Annotated in this window: 19 protein-coding genes; 3 read left to right on the forward strand and 16 right to left on the reverse strand. The window is 57.6% G+C overall.

The annotated features are described in order from the left end of the window. Positions 1-19: 19 nt before the first annotated feature. The 4 genes from scpB to GSVR_RS11370 all read right to left on the reverse strand — a co-directional run bounded on the left by scpB (position 20) and on the right by GSVR_RS11370 (position 3263). A complete protein-coding gene (gene scpB, locus GSVR_RS11355; RefSeq protein ID WP_173200491.1) occupies positions 20-604 on the reverse strand; it encodes an SMC-Scp complex subunit ScpB in 585 nt (194 codons plus the stop codon). Further along, positions 601-1437, reverse strand: a complete 837-nt coding sequence (locus GSVR_RS11360) for a ScpA family protein (RefSeq protein ID WP_305040924.1) — start codon at positions 1435-1437, stop codon at positions 601-603. Before GSVR_RS11360 ends, scpB begins: the two co-directional genes overlap by 4 nt. A gap of 2 nt (positions 1438-1439) precedes the next feature. Continuing rightward, positions 1440-2420 carry a tryptophan--tRNA ligase gene (gene trpS, locus GSVR_RS11365; RefSeq protein ID WP_173200489.1) on the reverse strand — a complete coding sequence of 327 codons (981 nt, stop codon included), beginning with the start codon at positions 2418-2420 and terminating at the stop codon, positions 1440-1442. Positions 2421-2582: 162 nt separating this feature from the next. Then, a complete protein-coding gene (locus GSVR_RS11370) occupies positions 2583-3263 on the reverse strand; it encodes a site-2 protease family protein (RefSeq protein ID WP_173200487.1) in 681 nt (226 codons plus the stop codon). Positions 3264-3572: 309 nt separating this feature from the next. On the opposite strand from GSVR_RS11370, the gene GSVR_RS11375 reads away from it, so the two are divergent. Beyond that, on the forward strand, positions 3573-4337 hold the full coding sequence (locus GSVR_RS11375) for a PEP-CTERM sorting domain-containing protein (protein ID WP_173200485.1): 765 nt from the start codon (positions 3573-3575) through the stop codon (positions 4335-4337). A gap of 118 nt (positions 4338-4455) precedes the next feature. Here the strand turns inward: GSVR_RS11375 and glnA are convergent, their stop codons facing one another. The 3 genes from glnA to GSVR_RS11390 form a co-directional block, all read right to left on the reverse strand. After that, the gene (gene glnA / locus GSVR_RS11380; protein WP_173200484.1) at positions 4456-5868 is read right to left on the reverse strand and encodes a type I glutamate--ammonia ligase; all 1413 of its coding nucleotides are present in this window, start codon (positions 5866-5868) and stop codon (positions 4456-4458) included. Positions 5869-5905: 37 nt separating this feature from the next. Further along, the gene (locus GSVR_RS11385) at positions 5906-6244 is read right to left on the reverse strand and encodes a P-II family nitrogen regulator (protein ID WP_173200482.1); all 339 of its coding nucleotides are present in this window, start codon (positions 6242-6244) and stop codon (positions 5906-5908) included. 228 nt (positions 6245-6472) lie between these two features. Beyond that, complete coding sequence (locus GSVR_RS11390; protein ID WP_173200480.1) at positions 6473-7186, reverse strand: PilZ domain-containing protein; 714 nt, start codon at positions 7184-7186, stop codon at positions 6473-6475. 116 nt (positions 7187-7302) lie between these two features. Between GSVR_RS11390 and GSVR_RS11395 the strand changes: the two genes are divergently transcribed. After that, on the forward strand, positions 7303-8118 hold the full coding sequence (locus GSVR_RS11395) for a M23 family metallopeptidase (protein WP_173200478.1): 816 nt from the start codon (positions 7303-7305) through the stop codon (positions 8116-8118). Continuing rightward, positions 8118-9338: a class II aldolase/adducin family protein gene (locus tag GSVR_RS11400; protein ID WP_173200476.1), complete on the forward strand. Its 1221-nt coding sequence runs from the start codon at positions 8118-8120 to the stop codon at positions 9336-9338. The genes GSVR_RS11395 and GSVR_RS11400 overlap by 1 nt, the downstream gene beginning before the upstream one ends. A gap of 137 nt (positions 9339-9475) precedes the next feature. Here GSVR_RS11400 and rlmB read toward each other — a convergent pair whose 3' ends face one another. The 9 genes from rlmB to GSVR_RS11445 all read right to left on the reverse strand — a co-directional run bounded on the left by rlmB (position 9476) and on the right by GSVR_RS11445 (position 17388). Then, on the reverse strand, positions 9476-10216 hold the full coding sequence (gene rlmB, locus GSVR_RS11405) for a 23S rRNA (guanosine(2251)-2'-O)-methyltransferase RlmB (protein WP_173200474.1): 741 nt from the start codon (positions 10214-10216) through the stop codon (positions 9476-9478). After that, positions 10213-10935 (reverse strand): orotidine-5'-phosphate decarboxylase, encoded by a 723-nt coding sequence (gene pyrF / locus GSVR_RS11410; RefSeq protein WP_173200472.1) that lies wholly within the window; start codon positions 10933-10935, stop codon positions 10213-10215. Before pyrF ends, rlmB begins: the two co-directional genes overlap by 4 nt. A gap of 149 nt (positions 10936-11084) precedes the next feature. Then, entirely contained in the window at positions 11085-11828 is a 744-nt protein-coding gene (locus tag GSVR_RS11415) for an ABC transporter ATP-binding protein (RefSeq protein WP_173200470.1), read from the reverse strand. Then, positions 11828-12583: an ABC transporter ATP-binding protein gene (locus tag GSVR_RS11420; protein WP_173200468.1), complete on the reverse strand. Its 756-nt coding sequence runs from the start codon at positions 12581-12583 to the stop codon at positions 11828-11830. Before GSVR_RS11420 ends, GSVR_RS11415 begins: the two co-directional genes overlap by 1 nt. Then, entirely contained in the window at positions 12576-13532 is a 957-nt protein-coding gene (locus tag GSVR_RS11425; protein ID WP_173200466.1) for a branched-chain amino acid ABC transporter permease, read from the reverse strand. Before GSVR_RS11425 ends, GSVR_RS11420 begins: the two co-directional genes overlap by 8 nt. Before the next feature lie 2 nt (positions 13533-13534). Beyond that, the gene (locus GSVR_RS11430) at positions 13535-14416 is read right to left on the reverse strand and encodes a branched-chain amino acid ABC transporter permease (protein ID WP_173200464.1); all 882 of its coding nucleotides are present in this window, start codon (positions 14414-14416) and stop codon (positions 13535-13537) included. A gap of 163 nt (positions 14417-14579) precedes the next feature. After that, positions 14580-15719: an ABC transporter substrate-binding protein gene (locus tag GSVR_RS11435; protein WP_173200462.1), complete on the reverse strand. Its 1140-nt coding sequence runs from the start codon at positions 15717-15719 to the stop codon at positions 14580-14582. Positions 15720-15751: 32 nt separating this feature from the next. Next, the gene (locus GSVR_RS11440) at positions 15752-16897 is read right to left on the reverse strand and encodes an ABC transporter substrate-binding protein (RefSeq protein ID WP_173200460.1); all 1146 of its coding nucleotides are present in this window, start codon (positions 16895-16897) and stop codon (positions 15752-15754) included. A 59-nt stretch (positions 16898-16956) separates the two neighbouring features. Then, entirely contained in the window at positions 16957-17388 is a 432-nt protein-coding gene (locus GSVR_RS11445; RefSeq protein WP_173200458.1) for an ACT domain-containing protein, read from the reverse strand. Positions 17389-17431 lie beyond the last annotated feature (43 nt).

Raw genomic sequence — 17431 nt, forward strand, 5'->3', positions numbered from 1 at the left:
CACGCTCAGGGACGAATTTCTACTCCCCCTCAACCACACCATCGGTCTTACCGAGCGGCAATTCCTCTTGCTGCTCGAAGTGCGGTTCCTCTCCCAGCGCCTGGATTTCCTTGAGAGTCGGCAGACTCTTCAGATCCTTGAGTCCGAATACTTCGAGGAATTCCCGGGAGGTACCGTAGATCAGTGGCCGTCCCGGTATATCCTTCTTCCCCAGGATTCTGACCAGTTTTTTTTCGAGCAGGGTCTTGAGTACACCGCCGCAGTCAACCCCGCGCAGATGTTCCACTTCGATGCGGGTTACCGGTTGGCGGTAGGCAATGATAGCCAGGGTTTCAAGTGCGGAGGGGGAGAATTTGACCGCTTTGGATCTGACCTGTCTGAGCACGTATTCCTGCAGCTCGGGCCTGGTCCTGAACTGCCAGCCGCCGCCCACCTCGACCAGATGGAAACCCCCTGCCCGGCCCTGATGCAGTTCCTCCAGTTCGGACAGCGCTGCCTTGATATCGACGCGTTGATACTCCTGTAGCAGGTCGGCCATCCGATCGATCGACAGAGGAGAATCTGCCGCAAAAATGATACTTTCGACTATGGCAGTTAATGTCATGATTCACCTGCGAAGCCGGGCTCGGCTTCAGGCTCCTGGGTCACGGCAGGCACAAACCAGATGCTGCCGTACGGTTCTGACTGGAAAATCCTGATCAGCTTGAGGCGGCATAATTCGAGCAAGGCCAGAAAGGTAACGATCAATCGTTCCCGGGTCGGTTCATCCCGCACCAGGTCTTCAAAGCGTACGGTCTCCGACTCCTGCAGCAGGGAAAGGATCTCGTTGATGCAATCGGCGATGCTGAGCGATTCCACCGGCGCCACATCGTGAAAGGTTTCCACCGGAAGACGGGCCAGCAAGGAGCGAAAGGCATCAACCAGGTCGAACAGCTCCAGTTCCAGCGGCCCATCGTCATACTGGACAGAGGCAAGGGCTTGGTCCGGGCAGGAACGGACAAAAACCTCGCGCCCCAACAGTGCCCTGGCACCGATCACTTCGCCCGCCTCCTTATACTGCTGGTACTCCAGCAGGCGGCGTACCAGCTCGGCCCGCGGATCGACCTCCTCGGCCTCCCCCTCCTCCGGCTCGAGCTGTGGCAGCAGCATGCGCGACTTGATGTGCAGCAGCGTGGAGGCCATCAGCAGAAAATCGCCGGCCACCTCCAGGTTCAACTCTTTCATCAGTTTGATGTAATCGAGATACTGGCGGGTGATGACTGCAATCGGAATATCGCAGATGTCGAGTTCGTTCTTCTTGATGAGGTGCAGCAGCAGGTCGAGCGGCCCGTCGAACGTGTCGAGATGGACGCTGTAGGCTTCCGGGAAGCTCCGCAGCAGGGAGAGATTCTCTTCCTGCTGGCCGGTGACGGTTTCCGGTGCCGTGGCGGACATCATGATCAGATCTTGAGGGCTTCGCGCGCCTCGGCCATGACGGCATCGGAAATCAGGGAGGCGCGGCGGCTGCCGTCCAGCAGCAGCTCATCCACCAGCGCCGGATCTGCAGCCAGTTCCTCCCGCTTGGCGCGGAAAGGCGCCAGGCGCTCGTTCATGCACTCGGCCAGGATGCGCTTGCACTCCACGCATCCGATTGTGGCGGTGCGGCAGGCGGGAATGATCTGATCCAGCTTTTCCTGCGGCACGTAGATGCGGTGCAGGTTGAAAGCCACGCAGACGTCCGGTTCCCCCGGATCGGAGCGCCGCACCCGGGCCGGGTCGGTCATCATGGACAGGACCTTTTTGGTGGTTTCTTCGGCTGTATCGGAAAGATAGATCGAGTTGCCGTAGGATTTGCTCATCTTGCGGCCGTCCAGGCCGAGCAGCTTGGGCGTTTCGGTCAGGAGCGCCTCAGGCTCGGGAAAGACATTGCCGTAGAAATTGTTGAAACGTCGGGTAATCTCCCGGGTGATCTCCAGGTGCGGCAGTTGGTCGTGGCCGACCGGCACACGGGTGCCCTTGTACAGGATGATATCGGCCGCCATCAGCACCGGATAGCCGAGGAAACCGAACGTAGAGAGATCGCGATGCTCGATGTTGTCCTGCATCTCCTTGTAGGTCGGATTGCGCTCCAGCCAGGAGACCGGGGTGATCATCGACAGGATCAGGTTCAGTTCCGCGTGGTGGGGCACCAGGCTCTGTCGGAAGATGACCGATTTTTGCGGATCAAGACCAAACGAGACCCAATCCAGCACCATCTCGCGGATGTTCTCCCTGATGGCAGAGGTGTCGGCATATTCGGTGGTCAGCGAATGCCAGTCGGCAACGAAGAAGAAACACTCGAACCGGTCCTGAATCTTGACCCAGTTTTCAAGAACGCCGTGGTAATGACCGATATGCAGCCGGCCGGTGGGCCTCATGCCGCTGACAACGCGCTGATTCATCGAAAGTACTCCCTTGATAGGTAAATGCAATGGAACACGGATGACGCGGATCGAGCGAATTTGAGCGGATTAGAGACTTTAAAAGGCCTATGATTCCATCCCGTGTAGATCCGCTTAAATCTAGATGTGATCCGCCGGTCTTTCTTGGTTACGACTTTGTGCCTACCTCATCATCAAGCGCGTGACACCAAGTACCAGGTTGCTCTGCGGCCCTGCCAGCAGATGGACTCCCACCTGGAGCAGCGGGGAGATGACGTACGAAAAAACATTGGTAAAGAACACCAGCAGGATGATGATTACCATGCCATAGGGCTCGATCCTGGACCAGGCGGCTGCCTGGCGGTACGGCAAAAGCCCCACCATTACCCTTCCACCATCCAGGGGGGGCACCGGTATCATGTTGAAAATCGCCAGCAGCAGGTTGATGTAGACCGAAAACGCCAGCATCATCACCACGGGTTCGGCGACCATGGCCAGCGGAGTTGCCGACGAGGCCAGGTTGCTCATGGCCAGCACCCCGCGCAGTACAAAGGCGGAAAGGGTGGCCAACAGAATGTTGGTAATCGGCCCGGCCGCCGCCACCCAGATCATGTCCCGCTTGGGATTGTGCAGGTTTTCGTACACGACCGGAACCGGTTTGGCCCAGCCGATGCCGATGATGAAAATCATCAGCGTACCGATGATGTCGATGTGCTTGATCGGATTGAGGGTCAGCCGTCCCATCATACGCGCGGTGGGGTCCCCGAACCGCCAGGCAATGAAACCGTGCGAAACCTCGTGGCAGACAACGGCCAGCATCCCCGGCACCAACATTACTGAAAGTTTGAAAAGCAAGTCTTCCATGCGGATCCTTTTTAGAGATGAAACAGGTCTCTAAAAGTAGCAGAGAGCAGTGTCAAAGTCAATTGCGGGGGGATGGTCTGAAAATGGCAAATCTGGAGTCCTCCCTGCATCAAATTGGGTTCTGGAGAGATGCGGGCCTGGTCCCATCTTTTCCTCTTATGTAAAGAGCACTTGTCAAATCGTCGGTGTCGCTTACAAGTTCTCTCGGTAAATAGGAAAACCGTCTCGGTTGTATTTGTTTTTCAACCGGTTATCCATATGGAATACCTCTTGCGTAATCCAGGTTACTACCTAAGAGGAGGTTCAACCATGAGAGCGTTTCCCAATGCCGTGCGTAATTCAGCATCATTGACAGTGATTCTGGCGATGGTTCTGAATATCATGCTGGTGAGCAGTGCCAGTGCACTTACCGTCATCAACGGCGATTTTTCGTCCGGCAACTCTAGTGGTTGGAATTCCTCGGGTAATTTCAGCATCGATACGGTAAGTAACCTGCCCACAATCTCGCAGGGCAAATGGGATCTTTCTTCCTGGAATAGCGTCATGGACGGGAATTTTGCCCTGATGCAGACCAGCCCGGAAGATCACATATCCAGATGGTTCTCTACCAGCGTGCAACTGCCTGTGGCTGCGGTTCCGCTCTCCCTTTCGTTCGATTATGCGGTGGCCTATGAACTGACCAACCGTAGTTCAAACCCCGCTGATGTGGGCTACTTTCGGGCCGAGGTATACGGCAAGAACGGTCAGTCGTATTACCCTGAGTTGACCGAGCGTGAAATAATGTGGTCATCAAGGGAACCGGAAAAGAATGTATTTACAGGGCACATCAGCCTGCCACCAGAATACTTCATACCACGCTCGCCGGATTACAACGATTTTTCCATTAATTTTATTTTTTTCACCAGTCTATTTGACACAATCATCGGAATCGACAATATCCAGCTTGAGGCTGCACCGGTGGAGCCAGGGCCAGCTCCCGTTCCCGAGCCGGCCACATGCCTGTTGCTTGCCAGCGGCTTGGCCGGGATAGGTGCGTATGCCAGGAAAAAACGTCTGGGAGATAAGCTTGCCTGAATAACTACAGCAATACCCTCGTAGTGCGAGTAACTTACGACAAATCACTGTAGTGCAGAAACGACGAAAGGCGGGATTGCTCCCGCCTTTCGCGTACTGAATATGCAGCTGCCGCAGACTAGATGTCGTAGTACAGTTCGAACTCCAGCGGTACCGGACGCATGCGGACCGGATTGACTTCCGCCTCGGTTTTGTACTCGATCCACTTCTCGATGACATCGGGGGTGAAAACGTCGCCCTTGAGCAGGAACTCGTGGTCGTCCTGGAGGCACTTGAGCGCTTCTTCCAGGCTGCCCGGAGCGGACGGGATGTCCTTGAGCTCTTCGGGGGTAAGCCCGTAAATGTCCTTGTCCAGCGGCTGACCCGGATCGATCTTGTTCTCGATGCCGTCCAGGCCGGCCATCAGCATGGCGGCGAAGGCGAGGTAGCCGTTGCAGGAAGGATCCGGCGTACGGTACTCGATGCGCTTGGCTTTGGGGTTGCTCGAGAACATCGGGATACGGATCGAAGCGGAGCGGTTGCGGGCCGAGTAGGCCATGTTGACCGGAGCTTCGAAGCCCGGCACCAAGCGCTTGTAAGAGTTGGTGGTCGGGTTGGTGAAGGCGCACAGGGCCTTGGCGTGCTTGATGATGCCGCCGATGTACCACAGGGCCTGCTGGGAGAGCCCGCCGTATTTGTCGCCGGCGAACAGGTTGACGCCACCTTTCCAGATCGACATATGGCAGTGCATGCCGGAACCGTTGTCGCCGTAGAGCGGCTTGGGCATGAAGGTGACGGTCTTGCCGTTGCGATTGGCAACGTTCTTGATCACGTATTTGAACCACTGGAGCTGGTCAGCCATGTCGACCAGCGAGGAGAAGCGCATATCGATCTCGGCCTGGCCGCCGGTGGCAACTTCGTGGTGCTGGCACTCAACGCGAATGCCGACTTTCTGGAGTTCCAGAACCATTTCGTTACGCAGGTCGTTCTGGGAGTCGGTCGGGGAGACCGGGAAGTAGCCTTCCTTGTGGCGCGGCTTGTAGCCCAGGTTGGGGAACTCTTCACGGCCGGTGTTCCAGGCGCCTTCGACGGAATCTACCGCATAAAAGGACTGGTTGGCGCTGGAATCGTAGCGCACGTCGTCAAAGATGAAGAATTCGGCTTCAGGACCGAAAAAGGCAGTGTCGCCGATACCGGTGGACTTGAGGTACGATTCGGCCTTCAGAGCGATGTTGCGCGGATCGCGGGTGTAGCCTTCCTTGGTGATCGGATCGAAGATGTTGCAGATCAGCGACAGGGTCGGCACGGCAACAAAGGGATCCATTTTTGCGGAAGCCGGATCGGGAACAATGATCATGTCGGAAGCGTGAATCGGCTGCCAGCCACGGATGGAGGAACCGTCGAAACCCTGGCCCTCTTCGAAGGTGTCTTCACCGAACTCACTGATTGGCACCGAAAAATGCTGCCAGATACCTACGAAGTCCATGAATTTGAAGTCAACCATCAGCGCGCCGTTTTCTTTGGCAAATTCTACTACCTGTTTCGGGGTCATGCATTTTCTCCTTTCGGGGGTATGTCAAACAGTGACATTACAGCGCGTCTTCGCCGGTTTCACCGGTCCTGATCCGGACAACGGCTTCGACGGGGGTGACAAAAATCTTGCCGTCACCGATTCGGCCGGTTTTGGCAGATTTCTCTATTGCTTCGACTACCTTGGGCAGTATGTCGTCTGCCACGATAATCTCGAGTTTGATTTTGGGGATGAAGTCGACCACGTATTCGGCACCGCGGTACAGTTCGGTATGCCCTTTCTGACGGCCGAAGCCTTTCACCTCACTGACGGTGATCCCCTGAATTCCGATTTCGTTCAGGGCTTCCTTGACCTCATCCAGCTTGAACGGCTTGATTATGGCATCTACTTTCTTCAAAGTGCTCCTCCCTTGTATTGATTTGAGCAGGGGCGATTATATAGGTTATAGGTCAAATTGCAAGCGACATTTCCCGATTATTCTGCAAGTAACTTGCCAAAGGAGGGTTATTTTTTTTGCTCGTGAATTCATATTGTTATGAATTTGACAGATGATTGGGTTGCAGGACATGCCAATTAATAAGGCACGCCACAAGGATAATTGCTGCTAATTTGTGCAACAAAGGAATTAACTGTTCAATTCCTTCAATTCCTTGATGATCTCAACCTGACGTTGGTTGATAAAATAGGCAATTTGCTGTTGGGAATGTTTTTCGGGCTGGAACTGCAGATAGCAGGTAAATGAGGGGGATTCTCCAAAGATCCTGACAACCGTGGCGGTCACCCCCACTTCGGTGATCCGTCCGCTGGAAATATCAGGCAGTTTGAGGATGATGTTCAACTCGTTGCCCCCATGCAGGAGATCGCAGGACGCCACCGTCATTGCCGCGCCTCCCAGGGAGAGGTCGCTTATATGACCGTTCAGAATATCGTCCTCGACGAACAGATCGACATCGAGCGGCTTGTCGAGGATGACCCGGACGAAACGACGCATGCCCGAGCATATTTTTGCATAGGCGAATTTGCAGAGTATGACGCGTTTTTTGGCAACATTGACGTAGAAGGCTTCCGCAAAGATGTCCTCGGTAAATGGGGCCTTTTCAGGAGCATGGATCAGGACCGTACGCTCGATGTTCACAACCTTCGCCTGGTATTCATGCACCTCGAACTCCGCCATTTCGTTTTCGACGCTCAACAGAGTGGCATCGTACGAAACCGGCAATTCCTTGTAATATCCGAGAAAGGAAAAGCGCTGGCCCACCTTGTCCTTGAAAAATTGGACAAGCATCAGCATGTCCTCGTGCTCCGTACCGCGTACCACCTTGTCGTAATAAGAAGACATTTGAAATTCCCGAAATATCATGAATTGCGCAAACTGTGCGCTTGTTGTATATAAATAGGACTCATTTTTCTATCAGAAATACTACAGTCATACAACAAGTATTAAGAGTTTCCCCTATGCACATTCCCCCCTGCGAGCCCCGCTTCCTTGTCCGATTAGCCGCCATGGTCGCGTCGATCTGCATCCCGCTTGTTTTCACCGTTGAAACCCGGGCTGACATTTACCGCTTCGTGACCGTCGACGGCGTTGAAACCTTCACGGATGCCCCGGTCAACAAACAGGCACGGGTTGTAATCAAGGACTCGGCAAAAAAAGGGGCATCGAAATACAAGAACAGAAAGGGCTCCCAAACGCACGACGTATCGCTGGACGAGATCGCCGAGAAAACGGTGCGGACCTCCCTGAATCCCCAGCAAACAACCGGCTCGATCATTCAGCGCCTGCCGTCGGTGGGGGGCAGCATCACATCCGGCGTCGGCATGCGCATCGATCCGATTGACGGGAAGTGGCGCCATCACAACGGCATCGACATCGCCATACCGGAAGGGACCCCGGTAACTCCGGCAGCTGCCGGGGTCGTGATCTACAGCGGACACAGATCCGGTTACGGCAACACCCTTGTGGTAGAACACGAAAACGGCATGATCACCCTTTACGGCCACAACAGCCGGCTGACCGCTTCGGCGGGTCAGGCGGTCGGCACCGACACGGTGATCGCCCTGTCGGGCAATACCGGTCGCTCCACCGGTCCCCATCTGCATTTCGAGGCCTGGCAGGCCGGGGTCAATGTTACGCCCGCCTTCATGCCGGGCAGCACCATGCCGCTTCCAACAGTGAAACTGGCCTCCAGCAAACAGAAATCCACCTTCCGCAAAGAGGTCATGTCGGACGGCACGATCCTGTTCACCAACCTTCCCCCTACGGCCCCCTGATGCTCGACCAGATTGCCAAATACACCGCCAAAATGGTTGCAGACCGCTCCGCTCTGGCCGGCTCGATCGCCTTTGCAGCGCAGGACGATACGCTGATAGCCGCCGGTGATGCCGCACTCTCGGACCTGGCCGGCGAAGTGCTGTCACGGCTCAATTGCCTGGCCCTGACCGTTGCCGGCCCTGCCCTCCCCTTTGCCGATTTCCTGATCCAACGGGCGGAGCGGACCGAGCACGAGATCCTGCCGCGCGATACCGAAACCCGCACCTTCCTGCACGATATCCCGTTCCTGCGGGCCGATGAACTGGGCAGCGACCCGGCCGCAGCCATAGCCGGACTGCTGGGCAACCGCAAGGGGATTGTGGTGGAGGGAATCGGCATCATTGCCAATGGCGCCCTGACGGTCGAGCAGGCCTACATCAACTGGTCGTCGGTCTTCCACTCCACCTTCATCAAATACCTGGAGGACCTGCTCGCCGACGGATTCAAACTAAAGGGCGAAGAGGAGGCTTTCAGACGTTTCCGCCATGAATGGCTGACGGAACTGACTCCCGCTGGTCTCGAATTCCGGCGGGGTTCTTTTGACGATAAATCGGCAATCCTGGTGGAAATGGCCCGGGTGGGGCGTTACACGGTCCAGCGCGGCCTGGTGGATTCCTTCTTCGGCAACATCTCCTACAGAAGCGGCGAGCTGCTGTACATCTCCCAGACCGCTTCCAGCCTTGATGAACTGGAGGGATGCATTGACCCGGTTCCCTTCGAGAACAGCTCCACCGTCGGCATCACCGCCTCCAGTGAATTGGTGGCACACCGGCGCATCTTCGAGGTGACTGGCTGCCGGGCTATCCTGCATGGGCATCCGCGTTTTGCCGTGGTGATGAGCATGGTGTGCGAGGAACAGGAAATGTGTTCGATAACGGATTGCTGGAAGGATTGCGGCAGAGTCCGTTTCCTTGGGGATACTCCGGTGGTGGCAGGCGAGATCGGCGCCGGGGGGATTGCCAAAAACGTCCCGCCGGTGATCGGGCAAACCGGACAGGCCATCGTGTACGGACATGGGATTTTCAGCATCGGCGCAGACGACTTCGACGAGGCTTTCAAGGGTATGGTGGCGGTGGAAAACCGGTGCCGGGAGGAGTATTTCAGAAGATTCGACGAAAAATGGCAAAACAGCCTGGCCACAGAGGACACAGAGAGCACAGAGAACGTCAAAAGCAGGTAACATGGATGAACAGGATAACCCAAAAATCAAACCCTCTCCTGTGTTTACATCCCGTTTATCCCCTTCATTCCTGTAAATAAGACTTTGTTTTTCCGCCTTTCTCCGTGTCCTCTGTGATCTCTGTGGCAAATGTTTTTTTACGGTTTTTCCCGCAGTCCCCGCGCCACCTCGAACAGCGCGATCCCTCCTGCCACCGAGGCATTCAGGGAGGCTACCCCGCCGAATTGCGGAATCGACATGATTACGTCGCACTGCTTGCGCACCAGCGGCCTGATCCCCTCTCCCTCGCTTCCGATCACCAGTGCCACTTTTCCGGAAAAGGTCAGATCATAGACCGATTGCCCCGCCTCCCCGGCCAAGCCGTAGACCCAGTAACCCGCTTTTTTCAGAGTCTCCAGCGTCTTGGCCACATTGGTAACCTGCGCCACGGGGATGGTTTCGACCGCCCCGGCCGAAGATTTTTCGGCAACCGGGGTAATGCCGCAGGCACGGTCTTTGGGAATGATTACGCCATGCGCGCCGGCGCAGGCGGCACTGCGGATCAGAGCACCCAGGTTGTGGGGGTCCTGGATGCCATCCAGTACCAGCAGTACGTCGGAGGCTTCCGATCCGGCAGCGGCAACCATGTCCTCCAGTTCCGCGTAGGGGAAAGAGGCCACCCGCAGGGCCATTCCCTGGTGGTGGGACGAACCGCACATGCGAGTCAGGTCCTCCCGCTCGCGTTTGCAGACCTTGACTCCCCGCTCCTTGGCCAAGGCCAGGATCTTTTCCATGCGGTGGTCGCTGGAGCTGGCCTGCACGAACAGCTCGTGCACCTCGCGCGTGCCGCGTAGGGCCTCTCTGACCGGATTGACGCCAAAAACCAGTTCGTCTTTCATTGCCCACCCGCCACGATTTCATCCACGATCAGATCGGCCGCTTTGGACGGATCGTCGGCCTTGGCGATGGGGCGCCCGATCACCAGATAATCGGCCCCGGCCGCTACGGCCTCGCCAGGTGTCATGATCCGCTTCTGGTCGTCCACGGAGGCAAAGGCAGGGCGCACCCCGGGGGTGACGATCAGAAAGTCGGGACCGCAGGCCTCGCGGATCAGGCCGATCTCCAGGGGAGAGGCCACCACACCGTCCATGCCGGAATCCTGGGCCAGCTTGGCCAGCCTGACCACCATCTGCTCCACCGGATGGTCGATGCCCACACCGCGCAGGGTCTCGGCCGTGGAGGAGGTCAGGATGGTCACGGCCAGAAGCCGGGGGCGCTGATCGCCGAACTCTTTACGCACCGCTGTTGCGGCGGTCTCCATCATCTCGGCGCCTCCTAGGGCATGCAGGTTGGCCAGTTGCACCCCCATGCGGGTCGCCTCGACCATGGCCTTGGCCACCGTGTTGGGGATGTCGTGGTACTTCAGATCCAGGAAGACCTCGCCCCCCCGGCGCTGCACGGTGGTCACCGCCTCGCGGCCGCAGGAGGTGAACAGCTCCTTGCCGACCTTGAACATCCCCACCTTGCCGGAAAGCAATTCGGCGTAGCGGTCGATCTCTGCCAACCCGTTTACATCCAGGGCGAATAGTATCTTCTTGCGTGCTTCGTCACGTGTCATTGAAATATCCTTTTGCCACAGAGGACACAGAGAACATAGAGGGTCGGGCAAAGAAGCAAAACTTCAGAAACAGGCATCTAACAGCTTGATTCTGATTTACTTTCTCTGTGACTTCTGTGACTTCTGTGACTTCTGTGGCGAACGTTTTTTTACCGCTCCCAAATTTCCTTCTTATCCTTGCCCAGATAGGCCCGCTTGACCTCGGCATTCTCCATCAGTTCGTCTGCCGGTCCCTCCAGGATCACCTTGCCAGTTTCGAGCACATAGCCCCGGTCGGCCAGCTTGAGGGCCGCCTTGGCGTTCTGCTCAACCAACAGGATGGTGGTGCCGTTTTCCTGCCGTAGTTGCTCCAGCACGCGGAAGATCTCCTGCACCACCAGCGGCGCCAGCCCCATGGAGGGCTCATCCAGCAGGAGCAGGCGCGGCTTGGCCATCAGGGCCCGGCCAATGGCCAGCATCTGCTGTTCGCCGCCGGACATGGTGCCGGACAACTGGCGCCGCCGCTCTTCCAGGCGCGGAAACAGAGCGTACACCTGCTCCATGTCGCGATGGATGGCCGTCTTTGGTTCTCGGCTGCGATAGCGCAGATAGGCTCCCATTTCCAGGTTGTCCTCCACCGAAAGCGGTTTGAACACCTGACGCCCTTCCGGCACCTGGGAGATGCCGGCCTTGACGATCCGGTCGGGGGAGAGCGTCTGGATCTGCTCCTTGCCGAGCAGGATTTCGCCGGCCGAAGCAGGGGTGATGCCCGAAATGGTGTTGAGGATAGTGGTCTTGCCGGCGCCGTTGGCACCGATCAGGGTCACGATCTCGCCCTCCTGCAGGTGCAGGGAGATGTTCTTCAGGGCATGGACCTTGCCGTAGTACGTATTGATATTCTTAAGCCTCAGCATCAGTCGTCGCCTCCCAGGTACGCGGCAACCACCTCGGGATTTTCCTGGATCGCGCGCGGCGTCCCTTCGGCTAGTTTCTTGCCCAGATTGAGCACTACGATCCGGTCGCAGATATCCATCACCAGCTCCATGTCGTGTTCCACCAGCACCACGGTGATGCCCAGATCGCGGATGCGCTCGATCAAGCGGGCCAGCGCCAGAGTCTCCTGGCTATTGAGACCGGCGGCTGGTTCGTCCATCAAGATCAGACACGGCTCCACCGCCAGTGCCCGGGCAATCTCCAGCAGGCGCCCCTTGCCGAACGGCAGATTGGCGGCAATAACATCGGCCAGGTCATTGATGCCGACGAAGTCGATCCACTTCATGGCCCCGGCCCGGATGCGGCGTTCCTCGGCCATCGCCCAGGGGGCCTTGAGCGAGCAGGCCAGCAGACCGCTTCTGCTTTTGGTGTGCAGCCCGACCATCACATTCTCAAGTACGCTCATCTGGCCGAACAGCTCGATATTCTGGAAGGTGCGCACCATGCCGTAGCGGGCCAGCTTTTCCGGCGGCAGGCCGGACACGTCCCGTCCCTCCAGCGTGACTGTGCCGCGGGTCTGGCGGTAGATGCCGGTAATGATGTTGAACAGGGTTGTCTTGCCGGCGCCGTTGGGGCCGATCACACCGGTGATGTCCCCCTGTCGGATGGCAAAGGAGACCTCTTCCAGGGCGGTTACGCCACCGAAGACCTGGGTGATGCCGTGTACCTCAAGCATGGCCGGCCCTCCCCCGTTTGGCGAATCTGCGCAGCAGATCGGGAATGCCCCGCACCAGACCGCCCGGCATGAACATGATCATCGCCATCAACAGCCCGCCGTAGATCACGATATCGTAGTCATGGGCGGCGCGCAGGAATTCCGGCAGCAGCGTCAGCAGGGCCGCCCCCAGAAACGAGCCGTAGATGCTGCCCAGGCCGCCGATCACCACCATGGTCAGGAGCTCGACCGAAAAATTGAACCCAAAGGAAGACGGTGCCAGAAAGGTCATGGTGTGGGCGTACAGACTGCCGGCCAGGGCAGAGATCACGGCCGAAAGTGCAAAGATCTGCACCTTGAGCAGGCGGGCATTGACCCCCATCACCCGCGCCGCCACCTCGGAATCGTGCACCGCCCTGAGGGCCCGCCCCACCCGGGAAGCGGCCAGATTGAGGGACAGCAGCACCGTGCCGAGCGTGAACGACCAGACCAGATAGTAGTTCCTGATGTCGGAGTCGAACTTAAAATCGCCCAGAGACAGGTTGGGAATGCCCGAAAGGCCGGAAGGGCCGCCGGTCAGTTCGATGGTCTCGTTGAAGACGATGAAAATGATGATGCCCAGGCCCAGGGTCGCCATGGCCAGATAATGCCCTTTGAGCTTGAGGATCGGGAAACCGATCAGGAAGGCTAGCAGACCGACCGTTACAGCGGCCAGAGGCATGGCGATCCAGGGGTTCCAGCCGTAGGTGGCGGTCAGGATGCCGGAGAGATAGGCCCCCAGGCCGAAGAAGCCGGCATGTCCCAGCGAGATTTGTCCGGCGTAGCCCAGGAGCAGGTTCAGGGCAATGGCCAGCATGGTGTTGATACCCACGAACACCAGCACGTTCATCAGGTAGCCCCCCTGAAAAAGCAGGGGAGCCAGCAGAACCAGCAGGCTGAAAACCAGGAATTTGAGCAGTTCTCGATTCACCCTCAGACCCTCTCGCTTTCGGCCTTGCCGAACAGTCCCTGCGGCCGGATGAACAGGATCAGCAGCAGGATGATGAAGGCAATGGCGTCCTTGTAGCCCGAGGAGATCAAGCCGGCCCCCAAGGATTCCAGTATCCCCAGGATCAGCCCCCCTACGACCGTGGCCAGACCGCTGGACATCCCGCCGATGATGGCGGCGCAGAAGCCTTTCAGCCCCAGCATGACTCCCACGTCATAGGCTGTCATGGTCAAGGGGGCCACGATGATGCCGGCAATCGCCCCCATGGCGGAACTGATCATAAAGGAGAACAACACCATCCGCTGCACATCGATGCCGACCAGGCCGGCTGCCGTGCGGTTGTAGGAACAGGCTCGCATGGCCTTGCCGCTGATGGTGTGGTAGAAATAAAACCGGTTGATGACCACGATCACCAGTGTAATCGCCAGTATCCAGAGATGCTGCGGCAGAATGGTTGCCCCGCCCACTGCAATCGGCTCGTCTCCACTGAATGGCGGGATGGAATGGGTATCCTTGCCCCACACCAGCATGGCAAGCCCCCGGATCAGGATGCTGCCGCCGATGGTGATGATGACGAGACTGATCGGCGTCGGCTTGCGCAACGGGCGAATGGCCAAACGCTCGAACAGCAGACCGATGACAGTGGCGGCAGCCACGGCGCAGGGCACCGCTGCCCATGGCGGCAATTGGAGCAGGTTCAGGCACGACAGGGTCAAGAGCCCCCCCAGCATGACGAATTCACCCTGGGCAAAGTTGATGATTCCGGTGGCATTGTAGATGATCGAAAAGCCGATGCCGATCAGGGCATAGATGGCACCGGTGGAAAGGCCGGAGAGGACGTATTGGAGTAGCTGATCGAGCTGCATTGTACCTCTGTCTACAAACCGAGAGACACGGCGAACCGTGTCTCTCCGGGAAATTGAATATGTCAGGTAATCAGGCGAATGTGAAAAAAGCACCAAATGCAAGGTATGCGATTTCCGAGGAATGAGGCGTAACGCGGCAGATGGACTTTTTTCGCATTCGCTTCTATTTCACGAGCACCCAGTCCCTGTTCCTGATTTCCACCAGCACAAAGGCATCCTTGCCGAGTCCGGCATGATCCTGGGCCGAATAGGTGAAGGTACCGCCGATGCCGTGGAACTGCCGGGTCTTTTCCAACTGTTCACGAATCGCATCGGGAGTAGCGGCACCATGCTCCAGGGAGCCCTTCAGCAGCATGACCGCATCCCAGGCATGGCCGCCGAAATGGTCCCCTTCAGCCTTGTAATGGTTCTGGTAGTCCTTGACAAATGCCAGGAGCGATTTCTTTTGCGAGTCCGAGGCAGGCAACACGTCGGCAACGATTACTTTTCCGGAAGGAAGCCTGATACCTTCGGCAGCGTCTCCGGCCAGCTCGATGAATTTTTTGGACGAAACGCCGTGGCTCATGTAGAGCGGCAGCTTGAGACCGAGCTGGCGGGCATTCTTGGCAATTACCGCCGGGCCGGGATTGGTGCCCCAGACGATCAGCGCCTGGGCCTGGGATCCGCGGATTTTGGTCAACTGGGCGGTCATGTCGGTGTCCTTGGGACCATAGGTATCGTCGGACGCGATGGTCATACCGTACTTCGCGGCCTGAGCTTTCAACTGCTCGCGCCCGGACGAGCCGAATCCGTCGGACACGCTCAGGATCGCCACTTTGGTCTGCTTCTGCTTTTGGAGGTATTCGAAGATCCTGCCGACTGCCAGGGCATCGTTCTGGGCGGTCTTGAAAACCCACTTCTTGACCGGATCGGTAATCTTACTGCCGGCTGACAACGAAATCAGGGGAATCTGCTCCCTCTCCACCACCGGGATGACCGCCATGGTTTCGCCGGTGGTGCTGGGACCAATAATGGCGGCCACCTTATCGTCCTTGATCAGCTTGGTGGCCAGTTGCACCGCCTTTGTGGCATCGCCGGCTGTGTCGTACACGACCAGTTCGAGCTTGCGCCCTTTGACTCCGCCCGCCTTGTTGATCTCATCGATCACCATCCTGGCAGTGTTGCGTTCCGGCTCCCCCAGGAAAGCGGCCGGGCCGGTGACTGCAAACAGGCCGCCGATCTTGAGCGGCGGAGCGGCGAAAACAGCCGTCGAAACCAGCAGCGTGAATGCCGCGACAAAAAGCGGAACTATCCGGATGCCCATGGATATCCTCCTGATATCGAAATTGAATGGAATTATTTCACCAGTTGCCAGTCGCCCTTAGTCACCCGCACAATCTCGAAGGCCGACAGGTCAAGGCCGTTATGATCCTTGGCAGACATGCTGAAGACGCCGGAAACGCTGACCAGTTTGCTGGCCTGTTCGATCCCGTCGCGGAGCTTCTCAGGCGCAGAGCTGCCGGTTTTCTTGACGGCATTGGCGATCAGCAGGAAGGCATCGTAGGCATATCCGCCGAAGGTGGAAGCTTCGGCGCCATAAGCCTTTCTGTAGGCGGCGTCATACTCCTTGAGCAGCTTGGCCTGGGCATCGGACTTGGGCAGGACATCGTACACGGCCAGTTTACCGGCCGGCAGGACCACCCCTTCGGCTGCGTCGGCTCCGGCCAGTTCGATGTATTTTTTGGAAGCAACGCCGTGGCTCATGTAGAGCGGGATCTTGAGTCCGAGCTGTTTGACGTTCTTGGTGATCACGGCCGGTCCGGGATTGGTGCCCCAGCAGATGACGGCATCCGGCTTGATGCCGCGGATCTTGGTCAACTGGGCGGTCATGTCGGTGTCCTTGGGACCGTAGACCTCGTCCGCCACGACCTTGAAGCCCTTCTGAGCGGCCAGGGCCTTGATCTGTTCGCGCCCGGAGGAGCCGAAACCGTCGGTTACCGTCAGCAGGGCGATGTTCTTCTGTTTATGTTTCGCCATGTAGTCGAGGATCTTCTCGGCTGCCACATGATCGTTGGCCGGTGTCTTGAAAACCCACTTCTTGACCGGTTCGGTGATCTTGATGCCTGCTGCACAGGAGATCAGCGGGATTTTCTCCCTTTCAGCCACCGGAATAACCGCCATGGACTCCCCGGTCGTACTGGGCCCCACGATCACCGACACTTTGTCGTCCTTGATCAGCTTGGTGGCCAGTTGAACCGCCTTGGTTGCGTCACCGGCAGTGTCATAGATGACCGCCTCCAGCTTCATGCCGGCGATACCCCCCTTTTCGTTGGCATCTTTGACCAGCATTTCCAGCGTTTTCTTTTCAGGCTCCCCGAGAAACGAGGCAGGACCGGTCACTGCGAACAGACCGCCGATCTTGAGCGTACCTGCGGCAAACGCCGCTGTCGACGAAAACACTGCCGTAACCGCAGCTGCCACGACCATCATCTTTTTCAGCATGATACCCTCCTTATATCCATCAATGCATTGAATGATCACTGCCGGGGGCCGGAAACCGGCTATATGCTGTAGAGGCGCTCCCCTTCCAGTACGACGAAATTGCTGTTTCTGAGCACGGTAATGGCCTTGTCGGTCTCATCGAAACGGAAAATGATGACTGCATTGCCACCGCAGCGCTCCACAAAAGCGTACATGTACTCCACGTTGATCTGCTCGGTATCCAGGGTTTGCAGGATGGTGGACAGCCCGCCGGGACGGTCCGGCACCTCCACCGCAACGACCTCAGTCTTGTTGACGGTGAAACCTCTCTCCTTGAGCACCCGTTTGGCGGTTTCCACGTCATTTACGATCAGGCGCAGAATGCCGAAATCGGAGGTATCGGCCAGAGACAGGGCCCGGATATTGATGCCGGCATCACCCAAGATGCGTGTGATCTCGGCCAACCGGCCCGACTTGTTTTCGATGAAGATGGATATCTGTTCGACTTTCATAGTGAACCTCCTGGGAGAAAACCTGGCTTCTGCCGCAGAGACG

The organism is Geobacter sp. SVR (assembly GCF_016865365.1).
Classification (GTDB): domain Bacteria; phylum Desulfobacterota; class Desulfuromonadia; order Geobacterales; family Pseudopelobacteraceae; genus Pelotalea.